Below are 14309 nucleotides of genomic sequence, written 5' to 3' on the forward strand. Positions count from 1 at the left end.
TGGGTGACAGTTTCAAACCGCTGCGCATAGGCCCCTCTCGTTCGCAATTGAATACCGGTTCAGGTTTCAGTATGGCAACCCCCTAAGCGATAAATCCGCACCACCTTTCTTTTGGGGAGTTCACCATGATCTCGCACCTCCGTTCCTTTCTCACCGCCAGCGTCGCCCTTGCTGCGCTCCTCCCCGCAGCGCCAATTGCAGCGCAGACCGTGGCGGCCGTCAATGAGGCTGAAGAGATCATCGTCTCCGCCCGCCGCCGAGATGAGCGCCTCATCGACGTGCCGGTCGCGGTGTCCGCCTATAGCCAGGTCGATCTTGAAAAGCTGCAGGCTATCGACCTTGCCGGCCTTCAGGGCACGGCACCCAATCTCAACATCGTGCAGGGCCGCGGCTCGGCCACCAGCGCCAACATCTTCATCCGCGGCATCGGCCAGCCGGATGCGCTGCAGACCTTCGATCCCGCAGTCGGCGTCTATGTTGACGGCGTCTATCTCAGCCGAATTCAGGGGGCGCTTCTCAGCCTCGGCGACGTCGAGCGCATCGAGGTGCTGCGCGGCCCGCAAGGCACGCTCTACGGCAAGAATACCATCGGCGGTGCCGTCAGCATCGTCAGCCGCAAGCCTGATTTCAACAATGTCAGCGCCAACGCCTCGGCGCTCTATGGCAGCTTCAACCAGATCCTGCTCAACGGCTATGTCTCGGCCCCGCTCGTTGCCGACAAGCTGGCGCTCTCAGTCGCGGCTCAATGGGACAAGCGCGATGGCCTGGTCACTGACCCCCTGACCGACCGCCGCTACAATGATCGGGACAGCCTGACCGCGCGCGCTATCCTGCGCGCCAAGCCCAGCGACCGGCTCGAGCTCATCCTGTCAGGCGACTATACCCGCCAGCGCAATGCGCTCACCCTCGGCTACGCAACCGCCCCGCTCATCCAGACCGATTTCGCCCTTGGCGCCCAGACGCTGGTACCGGCCAATCCCTACGGCGAGTATGATTTTCAGGCCTCGACCAGCTTCACCGGCGACGAAGGCCAGCGGCTCGACCATTGGGGCCTGAGCCTGACGGCGAACTATGACCTCTCCGACACGCTGACACTCACCTCGATCACCGCTTATCGCAAGCTCAGCCCCGATTTCTTCATCGACATCGACGCCAGCGAAGCCGAACTGGGCGATGTCTTCGTCGGCGTCCGTCAGGAGCAGTTCAGCCAGGAACTGCAGCTCAAGTGGAACACCGATCGCTTCAGCGGCGTCTTCGGCCTCTACTATCTCGACGAGACCATCCGCTCGAATCAGGAAGCCTATGCCGATGATCTCTTCGCCTTTTTCGGCGGACCGATCACCTTCACCCGGCTGATCGATGACCGGCAGAAGACCCGCAGCTATGCCGCCTTCGGTCAGGCCACCTATGATTTCACCGAGAAGCTCAGCATCACCGCCGGCCTGCGCTACACGCGTGATGACCGCACCTACACCCGCTTCACCACCACCCTCTCCAGCCTCGGCCTGCTGAACGGTCTCGATTTCTCCTTCCCCGACGATCTGCCGGCCCCGCTGAATGCCGATGACACGGCGACCTTCGATGCCTGGACCCCGACCGTCACCCTGTCCTTCAAGCCCACCCCCGACACGCTGCTCTATGCCTCGGCAGCGCGCGGCTTCAAGTCGGGCGGCTTCAACGGCCGCGCCAACTCGCTCAATGACCTGACGCTGGTCGTCGACGGCACCCCCCAGCTCGTGACCCGCTTCGAGCCGGAAAAGGTCTGGACCTATGAAGCCGGCGCCAAGGGCAGCTTCCTTGATGGCCGCGTCCGCCTCGCCGCCAACGCCTTTTATTCGGACTATACCGATTTCCAGGCGCGCGTCGGCGGCGGCACGGTCGGCAGCACCGGCGTTTTCCCGGTCATCAACGCCGGCAAGCTGCGCATCTGGGGTCTTGAAGCCGAAGCGACCGTCCGCCCGACCGACAATTGGAACGTCCGCGCCTCGATGGGCTATCTGGACGCCAAATATCGCGAGTTCAACGACGGCCGCCGCGTGCCGCCGCAGAGCTTCTCGTGCAACCCGACCGGCAACGCCATCGCCTGCCAGCCCGCCTTCGCGCCCCCGCTCACCCTTACGCTGGGCAGTGATTACACCGTGCCGCTGGGTGATTTCGGCCGCCTGACCTTCGGCGGTGACGGCCGCTTCGTCGATGCGCATTTCCTGAGCGTCGACAACCGCGCCAACCTGCGCGAATCCGGCTATTGGGTGGCCAACGCCTATGTCCAGCTCGACAGCAATGCCGGCTGGTATCTGCGCGGCGGCGTCAAGAACCTGACCGACACCCTGTATCGCACCGACGGACAGGAATTCAGCTCGGTCGGCAACATCCAGACCGTCTATTTCGGCGATCCGCGCACCTGGAACGCCACTGTCGGGTTCCGCTTCTAGGCCTGACCTCAAGCCAGCGGGGCCATGCGCCCCGCTGGCCTATTCCCAGCACGCGGAGCGGCGGCTAAACCGACAGCCATGGCCTCCGACCCCCTCCCCGCAACCGAAGCCGAAGCCGAAGCCGAGCTGGCCAGCCTCGCGGCCCAGATCGCCGAGCACGACCGCCGCTATCACAGCGAAGACGCACCGCTCATCTCGGACGCCGCCTATGACGCGCTGGTACGCCGCAACCGCACCATCGAAGCGGCCTTCCCCGCCCTCATCCGCGCCGACAGCCCCAGCATCCGCGTCGGCAATGCCCCTGCCAGCGGCTTCGCCAAGGTCACCCATGCGCGGCCCATGCTCAGCCTCGACAATGTCTTTTCCGATGCCGAGGCTGAGGAGTTCGTCGCCCGCGTCCGTCGCTTTCTCGGCCTTGGCCCTGAAGAACCGGTCCTGATTGCCGCCGAAGCCAAGATCGACGGCCTTTCCTGCGCGCTCCGCTATGAGCAGGGGCGTCTCGTCACCGCTGCCACGCGCGGCGACGGGTCCGTGGGCGAGAATGTCACCGCCAACATCGCCCATGTCCGCGGCCTGGTCCATGCCTTGCCCGCCGACGCACCAGACATCGTGGAGGTGCGCGGCGAGGTCTATATGGCGCGCGCCGATTTCGCCGCGCTCAACGCCCGCGCCGCCGCCGGCGGCGGCAAGGTCTTCGCCAATCCACGCAACGCCGCAGCCGGCTCGCTGCGCCAGCTCGACCCTGCCATCACCGCCAGCCGCCCGCTCGCCTTCATCGCCCATGGCTGGGGCGAAATGAGCGAGGTGCCAGGGCAAACACAGAGCCAAGTCATGGCCAGATTCAGGGCCTGGGGCTTCGATATCGGCGCAGACCGCATCGCCGACGCCACCCTCGCCGAGGCACTGGCCTTCGCCCATGATCTCGAACGCCGCCGCGCCGACCTCCCCCATGACATCGACGGCGCCGTCTACAAGCTCGAGCGGCTCGACTGGCAGGCCCGCCTCGGCCAGGTCGCCCGCTCGCCGCGCTGGGCCACCGCCCACAAATTCGCTGCCGAACAGGCCGAGACCACGCTCACCGCCATCGAGATTCAGGTCGGCCGCACCGGCGCGCTCACCCCGGTCGCGCGGCTGCAGCCCATCACTGTGGGCGGCGTCGTCGTCACCAACGCCACGCTCCACAATGAAGATGAAATCGCCCGGCTCGGCGTCAAGCCCGGCGACCGCGTGCGTGTCCAGCGCGCTGGCGACGTCATCCCGCAGGTCCTCGGCATCGTTGTCGACGGCGGCGGCACGCCCTTCGAGATGCCCCATCTCTGCCCGGCCTGCGGCAGCCATGCCGTGCGGGAAGAGGGCGAGGTCGTCCGCCGCTGCACCGGCGGTCTCATCTGCCCGGCACAGGTCAGCGAGCGCCTGCGCCATTTCGTCAGCCGCAACGCCTTCGACATCGAAGGCTTTGGCGGCAAGAATGTCGAAAAATTCTTCACCGCCGGCCTGATCAAGTCCCCTGCCGACATCTTCCGGCTGCACCAGCACCGCGATGAGATCCTCAGTTGGAAGGGCTTCAAGGAAACCTCGGTCGACAAGCTTCTCGCCGCGATCGAAGATCGCCGCGACGTTGATCTCGATCGCTTCATCTTTGCCCTCGGCATCCGGCACGTCGGCGAAGTGACCGCGCGCGACCTCGCCCGCGCCTTTGGCAGCGCCGAAGCCCTGCGCGACGCCGCCCGCGCCGCCGAAACCGATGAAGACGCCCGCGCCAGCCTGACCGAGATCAACGGCATCGGCCCCGTGGTGGCGGCAGCGCTGATCGACTTCTTCGCCGAACCGCACAATCTCGACACGTTCGAAGACCTGCTCAGCGCCGTCACGCCCACGCCGCTGGCCGCCCCGCGCCAGACCATGCTCAGCGGCAAGACCGTCGTCTTCACCGGCAGCCTCACCGGCCTCACCCGCAGCGAAGCCCGGGTGCAGGCCGAAGCGCTCGGCGCCCGCGTGGCCGGCAGCGTCTCGGCGCGCACCGATCTCGTCATCGCCGGCGCCGATGCCGGCTCGAAGCGGACCAAGGCGGAAAGCCTCGGCGTCCGTGTCATCGATGAAGCCGAATGGCTGGACCTGGTCGCCATGAGCCATGCAAAATCGGCATAGCTGTCGCACCTGCACAATATCTACTCGATCCCGCCAATCAGCCTATCTCCACACCATCGCCGGCGCATGTCGCCCGGCCATAAAATGGAGTGAGAATCATGAAAGTCGTGTTCGAAGGCGTCTTCCCCGAAGACCGTCCGCAGCCGCAGGTCCAGCGCATCGACGTGCGCGCGCCGAAGAAGGCCCGCGTCCAGCTGCGCCCGATCGCAGCCAGCGCGCCGCTCTTCCATGCCCTCTAAGGCCTGCGCAGCCGCGTCAGCACCAGGGTCGGCCACTCGGCCGACTGCCGCTGGCGCGGCCCATGCGACCCGTCTAGCGGCACCAGCCCAAACTGCCGATAGGCCCGCAGCACAGCCCGACGCTGGCTGCTCAGCAACCCCGCCAGGATCAACACACCCCCCGACGCCAGCCGCGCTGACACCGGCCCTGCCATCGCAATCAGCGGCCCGGCCAGAATGTTCGCACAGATCAGGTCATGAGGGGCCCGCAGCCGCAGCCGCTGGTGCGCCATGCCCGCCCCCGTGACCAGCTCGACACGGCCCGCCACCCGGCCATGGCCAAGCCCATTCACGCCCAGATTGCCGCGCGCCACCTGCACCGCAACGGGATCGATATCACTCGCAATCACCCCCGCTCGGCGCCATTTGCGAGCGGCGGCAAAGGCGAGAATGCCCGTGCCTGTGCCCAGATCGGCGACCTTCCGGAACGAACGGCTGCGCGCCAACGCATCAAGCGCTGCCAGACAGCCATGCGTCGTCATGTGCTGACCAGTTCCAAAAGCCAGCCCGGCCTCCATCCTGAGCGCAATGTCGCCAACCCGCCGCGCTGCAAGATGCTCCCTGGTCAGCGCCACAAAGCGCCCGGCGCGCACCGGCGCCAGCCCCTGCTGGCTGATCGTCACCCAATCGGCCTCGGGCAACGGCTCAAGCAAGGCTTCAGCGGCCGACGGCGCCAGCGCACGCACCCGCGTGACCAGTTCCGCCTCGGGCCGGCTGTCGAAATAGGCGACCATCACCCAGTCATCAGGCGCGGCCGGATTGGGCTCGTCGACCATCACCGTCGGCGGCTCGGCCAGATCGTCAAACACCGCCGCCGGCAGCGCCTCGGCCTCGGCGCGCGTGCACCGCATGCGCAACACCCAGCCGCTCATCGCCACATAGCTCGCGCCGTTGACGTCCAGCGTCGCGCCCGTCAGCGACGGCGGCGCCTCGCTCGCCAGCCAGCGGATGGTCTCCGCCACTTCGTCCACGCTCGCCAGCCGGCCCAGCGGGATATCCGCCAGCAGCTTGTCCCCGCCCCGGCTGGCCAGATACTCGTCCGCCATGCCGGTCATGGTAAAGCCCGGCGTGATCGCAAAGGCCAGCACATTGTCACGCGCATAGCCCCGCGCAATCGTCTTCGTCATCGCCAGCATCCCGCCCTTGGCGGCGGCATAATGCCAGTGTTTCGGGCTGTCCCCCCGGTGCCCGGCGCGGCTCGCCACATTGATGATCCGCCCGCCGCCGCGCGCCCGGAAATGCCGTACCGCGTGGCGGCAGAGTTCGGCGGCCGATTGCAGGTTGACTGCGAGGCTACGCGCCCACATCGCCTCGAACGCGGCATCGCCCGCATCGATATCAACCGCCTCGAACACGCCGGCATTGTTGACCAGCACATCAATGGCCCCGTCCGCCGCCGCCAGCGCTGCATTCCACAGCCGCGTCGCCGCGCCAGCCTCGGCAAAGTCGGCCGCCAGCAGCCCATCGCCGCCCCGCGTCGACTGGCCGACGACACGGTGCCCCGCTGCCGTCAACCGTTCGCGCGCCGCCGCCCCGATCCCGCGCGAAGCCCCGGTGATCAAGATCGTCGCCATGTCAATTCATCCTTCTGCGCCACACATCAAGCCAACGCTCGCAGGTCACCATGGCGGCCTGCTCACGCGCCGGAAAATCACCCTCGATATGCACCGGATCGATCCGCCTTTCGCGCATTTCCGCCTGCAGCACCATCTGGAATCGCCGCCGCGCCTCGCCCTCGAACATCCGCGTGCCATCGGCAACAAACGGCACATCGGCATCAAACAGCAGGTAAAGCCCGGCGGTCGCCGGCAGACGCTTCAACTGGGCAATCAACGCCTTGTCGCGCTCGAACAACATCCGCGCCCAGGCGGTCGTCGTCACGATATCGGTATCCTCGATGATTAGCGCCGGCGCCTGCGCCTCAATCGCCTTCAGCGCCGCCCGGTGCCCCATGGCAATGGCCACCATGTCGTCCGGCCTGAAATCCGTGCCATGCATCTCGGCGAATTCACGGCCGAATTCGGGCATCACCACACCGCCAAAATGCGCCGCCAGCTTCGCCGCCAGCACTGTCTTGCCGGTGCTTTCCGCCCCCGTCAGGCAGATGCGCGCTATTCTCGGGCTGCCAGCCGCCATGACATCCGGTTCCACACCGAAATCAGCCCCGGCAGGGCCGGGGCTGATCAGGAAACTGCGACGTCAGCCGTTCAGAACCGATACCGAACCAGACCACCATAGGTCCGCGGACCGCTCGGATAACCCGAGAGGCTGCCAGCCTGCGCCACCGACGGGAACAGTGTCGAGATGAACTGCGGCTGGGTCAGGTTCCGGCCCCAGGCCGTCACCTCAAGACCATTGCCCAGCGCCAGCGTGAGCGACGCGTTGAGCGTCTCGAAGCTGCGGCGGAACTGCGGCAGGCCATCGGCGATCTGCGTGGGGCTCTCCTGCGAATAATCGACATGCCAGATCAGCCGCGTGTCGCCACCCAGCCGCTGCGTATAGGTCGAACCGACCGCAATCGCGAACTCGGGAATACCCGCTGGCCTCCGACCGCTGAGATCGGTCGGCACCACAGTCAGCGTTGCCGGGTTGATCGCCGAACCACCAACAAAGCTGTCATAGATCGGGTCGAGATAAGTGAAGCTGGCGGTGATGTTGAGGTCACGGATCGGGGTGAAGCTGGTGTCCAGTTCGATGCCCTTGGTCGATTGCTTTTCGGCATTGCCCAGAATGAAGCCAGTGCCGGTGAAGACATTGCCCTGAAACCCGCGCAATGACTGCTCGAAGATGGCAAGGTTGAAGGCAAAGGTGTCGAACTGGCCCTTCAGCCCGATTTCATACACTTCCGCATCCTCTGGACCGGCAAAGCGCGAGCCGGTGGAAAAATTCGGCACCGCAAGCCCGGCATCGCGAATGGCCGACGGCGGCGGATTCGTGACCGGCGAGCCAGGGATAAAGTCGTTCGGAGTCGGACGGCTGTCACGGCTCAGGTTCCACGACGACGCCTTGAAGCCTGTCGCATAGGTCACATAGCCGCTGATATTGTCGCTGAACTTGTAGGCAGCGCGCAGCGTGTAGGACAGGTCATTGTCCCGCGTCCGTCCGTCTTCCACCGAATTGGGGAAACCCAAGAACGGAGGCAGGAATTGCAGCGGCTGCAGCGCCAGCAGGGGGTTGAATGCCGGGTCCTGCGCAAGCGTCGGGATCAACGCCGGCGGGACGCCCCCCTGCGCCAGCAGGCCGGCGCCAATGGCCACGAAGTCCAGCCCCGAAAACACATCGGTCGAGTTGGCATCGCCCAACACGTCCTTGCGGTCGCGCGTGTAGTTGAAGCCCGCCGTCAGCGTCAACCGGTCGGTCAGTTCATAGTCGAACTGACCAAAGAGCGAAATCGCCCGGTTACGATAATCAAACGCTTCCGAAACCCCCAGCCCTTGCGCCCCAAAGGTCCCGGCGGGGATGCCCGCCGGCCCAAGCAGTGCCTCGACATCAAGGAAGGCGCCGTCCGTCAACAAGTTCACATAATTACGGAAATCGGCACCATATTGAAAATCATTCGTCGCCTTGATGTCTTCGTGGAAATAGAAGCCACCAATCAGGAAGTTGAACGGCCCGTCATAGTTGGACGCCAGCCGCACTTCGGCGGTGTAGGTGTCGATCTCGTTGGCGCCCCGGTTGCGCCCGATCAGATCGGCCGAGGTGAAGTCGGAATCGGCGTTGGTATCGGTGCGCACCGCGCGATAAGAGAAGATCGTCGTGAGATCAAAGACGCCAAGTGCGGCGTCGGTCTGCAACGAAACCCCATAATTCTCGATCTCGTTGGTCGAGGGGAAGTTGGTGAACACCCGGTAGGACAGGGGATTGTTGGAGTCGATCTGACCGCCCAGCGCGCGCACGGCATTGCCGGTCGGTCCATCGACGATGTTGCCCACACCGCAGCAGATTTCATCAATCTTGTCATAGTCAGCGATGAAGCGCGCCTTGAACGTCTCGGACGGCTTGAACAGCAGCTGCGCCCTCACCCCCCAGCGATCGCGCTCGTTGGTCTGGAAATTGGCCCCGTCATCCTGAATGAAGCCATCGCGCTTGTTGAGATTGCCCGCCAGGCTGACCGCGACCGTCTCCGAAATCGGCCCGGTAATGTCCGCCCGCGCCACGATCGCATTCAAATTGCCATAGGAAAATTCCGCGCCGCCGCCCCATTCGAACTGCGGTTCCGCAGTCACGATCGAGATGATGCCGGCCGACGCATTTTTGCCGAACAGCGTCGACTGCGGTCCCCGCAGCACCTCGATCCGCTCAAGATTGGGCAGGTCGCCGATCTGCGCCGCCGAACGGGACCGATAGACACCGTCGATGAACACACCCACCGAAGGCTCGATCCCGGCATTGTTGGCGCCATTGCCAAAGCCGCGAATGATGAAGTTGGTGTTGGCCGAACTCTGCAGCTGCGCCACGCGCAGCGAAGGCACCAGCGTCTGCAGGTCCAGCGCATCGCGGATCTGGGCCTGCTCAATCTGCGCCTTGCTCGAAACCGACACCGAAATCGGGGTGTCCTGCAGCGTGGCAGCGCGCTTGGAGGCCGTCACGATGATCAGATCGTCCATGCCTTCCTCGCCCTGCGCCACTTCCTGCGCACCAGCGGCAGTGGCCAGCAGGCTCGCGCCCGCCAGAATGAGAACTCGGTTGCTAAATCCAGACATGGTCGACCCTTCCCAATTGAACACGCGTTGCCCCGATATCATTCGGGCTTGCTAACTCTATGCCGCCTGCCTTCGCGCCGGGAAAGAGCCGTTATCGAACTGTTACGGTTTTTTGAGCGTCTTGATCCGGCACTGCGCCCGTTTTGCAACACTCCGTCGCCCCCTCCCGGCCAGCAAAGCCGTTGCTTTGGTCAGGTGCTAGGCCTTGGACGCGCGCCTAGCATGAAGGGCTGAAAGGATGGGCCATGGCTGAACCGGAACTGGATTGGGTGCAGATCCGCGCCGAGGTGAAGCGCTTCGTCGAAGATGAGGTCTATCCGGCCGAAGACACGCTCGACAACGCCCATCCTGATGAAGCCATGGCCTGCATGCGCGCCCTGATGGCAGAGGCCAAGGCGCGGGGGCTCTGGGCGCTGGGGCACCCCAAGCGCATCGGCGGGCAAGGCATGCCGTTCATGGACTATGTCTATGTCAACGAAGTCATCGGCCGCTCCCAGCATGCGCAGGTCGCGCTCGGCACGCACTCGCTGCAGGATTCGATCATGCTCGATCTCTACGCCGCGTCCGAATGGCGTGAAGCCTATCTGGCGCCTCTCGTCGCTGGCGACATCTTCCCCAGCTTCGCCATGACCGAGCCCGACATCGCTTCCTCAGACCCCACCCAGCTGATGACCCACGCCCGCCTCGAAGGCGATGAATGGGTCATCAATGGCCGCAAATGGTTCACCACCGGGGCTGCGGGCGCCGAATACACCACCGTCATGTGCCGCACCGAGGATGATGCCGCGCCGCACAGCGCCTTCAGCATGATCGTCGTGCCCACCAAGACGCCGGGCTATAGGATCATCCGCGACACGCCCGTGCTCGGCCTCAAGCACGGCCTCTCAGGTCATTATGAGGTCGAATATGACGATGTCCGCGTGCCCGCCGGCAATCTCCTCGGACCCCGCGGCCATGGCTTCCGCATCGCCCAGCAAAGGCTGGGGCCGGGCCGCATCTTCCACTGCATGCGCTGGCTCGGCCAGGCCCAGCGTGCCTTCGACCTGATGTGCCGCCGCCTCCACGAACGCACGGCATTCGGCGAAAAGCTGGCCGACAAGCAGCTCATGCAAAAGCACGTCTTCGACAGCGCCGCCGAAATCCAGGCCTGCCGCCTGCTCACCCTCGACGCCGCCCGAAAGATCGACGCCGGCGACGAAGCCCGCATCGAAATCGGCATGATCAAGGTCGTCGGCGCACAGATGGTCCACAATGTCGCCGACCGTGCCATCCAGGTCTACGGCGCCAAGGGCCTCACCCCCGACACCCCGCTTCACATCATCTATCGCCATGCGCGCGAGGCGCGCATCTATGATGGTCCCGACGAGGTCCATATCACCTCGGTCGCCAAGCGCCTGCTCAAGGCCTATGCCGGCAACGGCGATGGCGGCGGCCCGGGCATCGACTTTGGCGAACGTGACGGCGAAGTGCGCAAAGGGGCCGCATGACCCCTGACGACCGGTGCAGACTGATCGCTCTTCTCGCGCGCATCGTCGGCCATCCGGTCGAAATCGCCGCCATGGCGCCGCTCACCGGCGGCGCCTCCTCCGAAACCTGGTCCCTCGATGCGCTGCGTCCCGAGCCATGGCCGCTCATCGTCCAGCGCGCCGCCACCGCCGAACCGCAAAAGGCCGGTTTCACCCGCGCCAATCAGGCCCGGCTGCAGGCGCTGGCCGGGGCGTACGGCGTGCCGGTCGCGGGCATCGTCGCCATATTCACTCCAGAAGACGGCCTCGGCGACGGCTTCATCATGGACCGCCTGCCCGGCGAAGCGCTGGCGCCGCGCTGGCTCAAGGGCGAGGATTTCGCCGCCGCCCGCGCCGCCCTCACCTGCCAGTGCGCCAAAGTGCTCGCGCGCCTGCATGCAATCCCGCTCGAAGCCGCCAATGGCCTCGGCCTCGCCGGCGGCGATGCCAGCGAACAATGGCAGGCGATGGACAGCAACTACCGCCGCTTCGGCATCAACCTTCCCGTGTTCGAACTGGCCCTGGCCTGGCTTGGCGAACGCTGCGGCAACGCCCCGGCAAGCTCGATCGTCCACGGCGATTTCCGCTCGGGCAATCTGCTGATCGGCCCGAACGGCCTGGTTGCCGCGCTGGACTGGGAGCTGGCGCATTTGGGCGACGGGGCCGAAGACCTCGGCTGGCTCTGCGTCAACGCTTGGCGCTTTGGCCATTGGCAACGCCCGGTCGGCGGTTTCGGCGAACGTGAAGAGCTTTACCGCGCCTATACCGAAGCCGGCGGCAAGACCATCGACCGCGACCGCGCCCATATGTGGGAAGTCTGGGGCACACTGCGCTGGGGGCTTGCCTGTCTGCAGCTGGGCGACGATCATGCGTCCGGCCGGCTGCGATCGGTCGAGCGCGCCGCCATCGGCCGCCGCGTCTCGGAAGTCGAGCTCGACCTACTCCACCTGATCCGCCACGGGAGCATCTGATGAGCGAACAGATCGAGATGCAGACACTTGTCGAGGCCGTGGCCGATTTTCTTGGCACCTTGCCGCTCGAAGGCCAGGCCGCCTTTCATGCCAAAGTCGCCGCTGGCGCGCTCGGCATCGTCGCCCGCGAAATCGCCCAGAAGCCGCGCGCCGCCGAAGCCGCCACGCTGGCCGGGTTCCTCGGCCATGATCGTCCGCTCGATGCCTTGCGCGCCGAGCTCTGCGACAAGCTCAGGCGGCGTGAGATGACGGCCGAAACGCCCGGCCTGCTCGACACACTGACCCGTACCGCGCTCGCAAAGCTGGCGGTCGACAACCCCCGCTACTCGACATTTCAGCGCATGACCACGCCCAGCCAATGACCCCCGACCGTCGCACCGTCATCGGCGCCGGTCTCGCCGCTGCCGCCACACCGGCGCTGGCGCGCACCGCCGACATGCTCGACGACACCAGCCTTGTTCCCGACCGGGAGCTGATGGTCGATGTCCCCGGTGGCCGGGTCTATGTCCGCACCAACGGCACCTCATCGGCCAGCCGGCTGCCGCTGGTGCTGCTGCACGGCGGCCCCGGCAGCACCCATGCCGGCATCATCAATGCCACCGCCCTTGCCGCCGACCGTATGGTCATCCTGTACGACCAGCTCGACTGTGGCCGCTCCGACGCGCCGGGCTCGCCCGAAAACTGGCAGATCCCGCGTTTCCTTGACGAGCTGGAAGCCATCCGCCTGGCGCTCGGGATCGCCCGCTGGCATGTCATGGGCGGCAGCTGGGGCGGCACGCTGGCGCTCGAATATGGTGCGCGCCAACCCGCCGCTCTGGCTGGCCTTGTCCTCCAGTCCCCGCTCGTCTCCACCGAAGTCTGGCTGCGCGACGCCGCCGTCCTCAAAGCCGCCATGCCCGCCGAAACTGCCCGGCTTCTCGACCTGTGCGACACGCCAGGTGCTGCCCCTGAAGAAGCCTGCAAGGCCGCCACCGATGCCTTTTATGCGCGCCACGTCCGCCGCCACGAGCCAGCGCCAGCGCTCAGCGCCTATGCTGCCACCGTTCGCACGCCAAACGACCGCATCATCTATGAGGCGATGTGGGGCCGCGCCGAATTTACCGCCACTGGCAGCCTTAAAAACTATGACGGGCGCCCATTGCTGGCCCGGCTCGATGGCACCCGCACATTGTTTCTTGCCGGCGAGCATGACGAGGCCCGCCCCGCCACCGTCAACGAATTCGCGGCCGCCTTGCCGGGCGGCGCGGCCTTCCAGCAGGTGCCCGACGCCGCTCACGCCCTCTGGAGCGACAACCCTTACGCGCTCGCCGCCCTGCTTCGACCCTGGCTGGCGCGGATTGAAAGGAGCATCTGAGGTGACCGACAAGAGCATCGACCCCACGGCCGATCAGGTCCGTGCGCTGCGCGATTCCGGCCCCGAAGGCCCGGTCGTCATGCTTAACCTGCTGAAATTCAGGGAAACGGCCGACTATGGGCCAGACCATCAAGGGCCGCAGATCAGCGGCATCGAAGCCTATCAGCATTATCAGCGCGCCTTCACCAAAACCGTCGGCGAGATCAGCCAGGCCGAGGTGCTTTATGATGGCCCGGTCAATCAGGTCTTCATCGGGGTGGCAGGCACGCCCGAGACCGACTGGGACAAGGTTCTACTGGTGCGCTACCCCAGCCGGGCGCATTTCCTCGCAATGATGGCCGCCCCGCTCTACCGGGATGCCCTCAGGCACCGCTACGCCGGTCTGGCGCGCACGGTTTTGCTGCAATGCAACGGCTGAACCATGCTTTCAGTGGTTGCGCAGCCGCAGCAAAGGCGTAGATTGCCGCGCAATTCAACCGGTAACCCGGGCTCGATACCGCAAGGGGAACATCATGGCTGGCCGACCCACAGCGCCGCGACCGCTCTCGCCGCACCTGTCCATCTGGAAATGGAAGGTGCACATGCTCGTCTCGATCCTGCACCGGGCCACCGGGCAGGCGATGGCGCTGGGCGGCGTCGTGCTGTTCCTCTGGTGGCTGATCGCCGCTGCCACCGGGCCGGAGGCTTATGCCTTTTTCATGATCGTCGCCACCAGCTGGCTCGGCCTTCTCGTCGGCATCGGCCTCACCTGGGTGTTCTTCCAGCACATGATGACCGGCATCCGCCACCTTGTGATGGACACCGGCCAGGCCTTTGATATCGAGACCAGCCGCACCTTTGCGCTCATGACCATGGTCGCCTCGGTTCTGCTGACTGCGACGGTCTGGGCCTATATCCTCCTCGGCAAGGGCTACTGAC

General features: G+C 65.6%; 12 protein-coding genes and 1 pseudogene. 9 read left to right on the forward strand and 4 right to left on the reverse strand.

What is annotated here, in order from left to right:
* Positions 1–125 precede the first annotated feature (125 nt).
* The 3 genes from ACMVO5_RS06230 (at position 126) to ACMVO5_RS06240 (ending at position 4819) form a co-directional block, all read left to right on the forward strand.
* Complete coding sequence (locus ACMVO5_RS06230) at positions 126–2432, forward strand: TonB-dependent receptor (protein WP_416909188.1); 2307 nt, start codon at positions 126–128, stop codon at positions 2430–2432.
* A gap of 78 nt (positions 2433–2510) precedes the next feature.
* Entirely contained in the window at positions 2511–4580 is a 2070-nt protein-coding gene (gene ligA, locus ACMVO5_RS06235; protein ID WP_416909189.1) for an NAD-dependent DNA ligase LigA, read from the forward strand.
* Positions 4581–4678: 98 nt separating this feature from the next.
* Positions 4679–4819, forward strand: a complete 141-nt coding sequence (locus tag ACMVO5_RS06240; RefSeq protein ID WP_416909190.1) for a hypothetical protein — start codon at positions 4679–4681, stop codon at positions 4817–4819.
* Here the strand turns inward: ACMVO5_RS06240 and ACMVO5_RS06245 are convergent.
* The 4 genes and pseudogenes from ACMVO5_RS06245 to ACMVO5_RS06260 all read right to left on the reverse strand — a co-directional run bounded on the left by ACMVO5_RS06245 (position 4816) and on the right by ACMVO5_RS06260 (position 9561).
* Positions 4816–5730: a 50S ribosomal protein L11 methyltransferase gene (locus ACMVO5_RS06245; RefSeq protein ID WP_416909320.1), complete on the reverse strand. Its 915-nt coding sequence runs from the start codon at positions 5728–5730 to the stop codon at positions 4816–4818. The two genes, ACMVO5_RS06240 and ACMVO5_RS06245, sit on opposite strands and share 4 nt — an antisense overlap.
* Before the next feature lie 3 nt (positions 5731–5733).
* Positions 5734–6432: pseudogene (locus ACMVO5_RS06250) on the reverse strand (SDR family NAD(P)-dependent oxidoreductase); the annotation flags it as partial.
* Between the two features lies 1 nt (position 6433).
* Positions 6434–6994 carry an AAA family ATPase gene (locus ACMVO5_RS06255; protein ID WP_416909191.1) on the reverse strand — a complete coding sequence of 187 codons (561 nt, stop codon included), beginning with the start codon at positions 6992–6994 and terminating at the stop codon, positions 6434–6436.
* Positions 6995–7065: 71 nt separating this feature from the next.
* Positions 7066–9561, reverse strand: coding sequence for a TonB-dependent receptor (locus ACMVO5_RS06260; RefSeq protein ID WP_416909192.1), 2496 nt, complete (start codon positions 9559–9561; stop codon positions 7066–7068).
* 245 nt (positions 9562–9806) lie between these two features.
* Here ACMVO5_RS06260 and ACMVO5_RS06265 point away from each other — a divergent pair, with 245 nt between their 5' ends.
* From ACMVO5_RS06265 to sdhC, 6 genes are all read left to right on the forward strand, one after another.
* A complete protein-coding gene (locus ACMVO5_RS06265; RefSeq protein WP_416909193.1) occupies positions 9807–11048 on the forward strand; it encodes an acyl-CoA dehydrogenase family protein in 1242 nt (413 codons plus the stop codon).
* Positions 11045–12037, forward strand: a complete 993-nt coding sequence (locus ACMVO5_RS06270) for a phosphotransferase family protein (RefSeq protein WP_416909194.1) — start codon at positions 11045–11047, stop codon at positions 12035–12037. The genes ACMVO5_RS06265 and ACMVO5_RS06270 overlap by 4 nt, the downstream gene beginning before the upstream one ends.
* Positions 12037–12399 carry a DUF6285 domain-containing protein gene (locus ACMVO5_RS06275; RefSeq protein WP_416909195.1) on the forward strand — a complete coding sequence of 121 codons (363 nt, stop codon included), beginning with the start codon at positions 12037–12039 and terminating at the stop codon, positions 12397–12399. Before ACMVO5_RS06270 ends, ACMVO5_RS06275 begins: the two co-directional genes overlap by 1 nt.
* The gene (locus ACMVO5_RS06280) at positions 12396–13391 is read left to right on the forward strand and encodes a proline iminopeptidase-family hydrolase (protein WP_416909196.1); all 996 of its coding nucleotides are present in this window, start codon (positions 12396–12398) and stop codon (positions 13389–13391) included. Before ACMVO5_RS06275 ends, ACMVO5_RS06280 begins: the two co-directional genes overlap by 4 nt.
* Position 13392: 1 nt before the next feature.
* A complete protein-coding gene (locus ACMVO5_RS06285; protein ID WP_416909197.1) occupies positions 13393–13809 on the forward strand; it encodes a DUF1330 domain-containing protein in 417 nt (138 codons plus the stop codon).
* A gap of 94 nt (positions 13810–13903) precedes the next feature.
* Positions 13904–14308, forward strand: a complete 405-nt coding sequence (gene sdhC, locus ACMVO5_RS06290) for a succinate dehydrogenase, cytochrome b556 subunit (RefSeq protein ID WP_416909198.1) — start codon at positions 13904–13906, stop codon at positions 14306–14308.
* Position 14309 lies beyond the last annotated feature (1 nt).

Source organism: Polymorphobacter sp. (assembly GCF_048007885.1).
Classification (GTDB): Bacteria; Pseudomonadota; Alphaproteobacteria; order Sphingomonadales; family Sphingomonadaceae; genus Sandarakinorhabdus.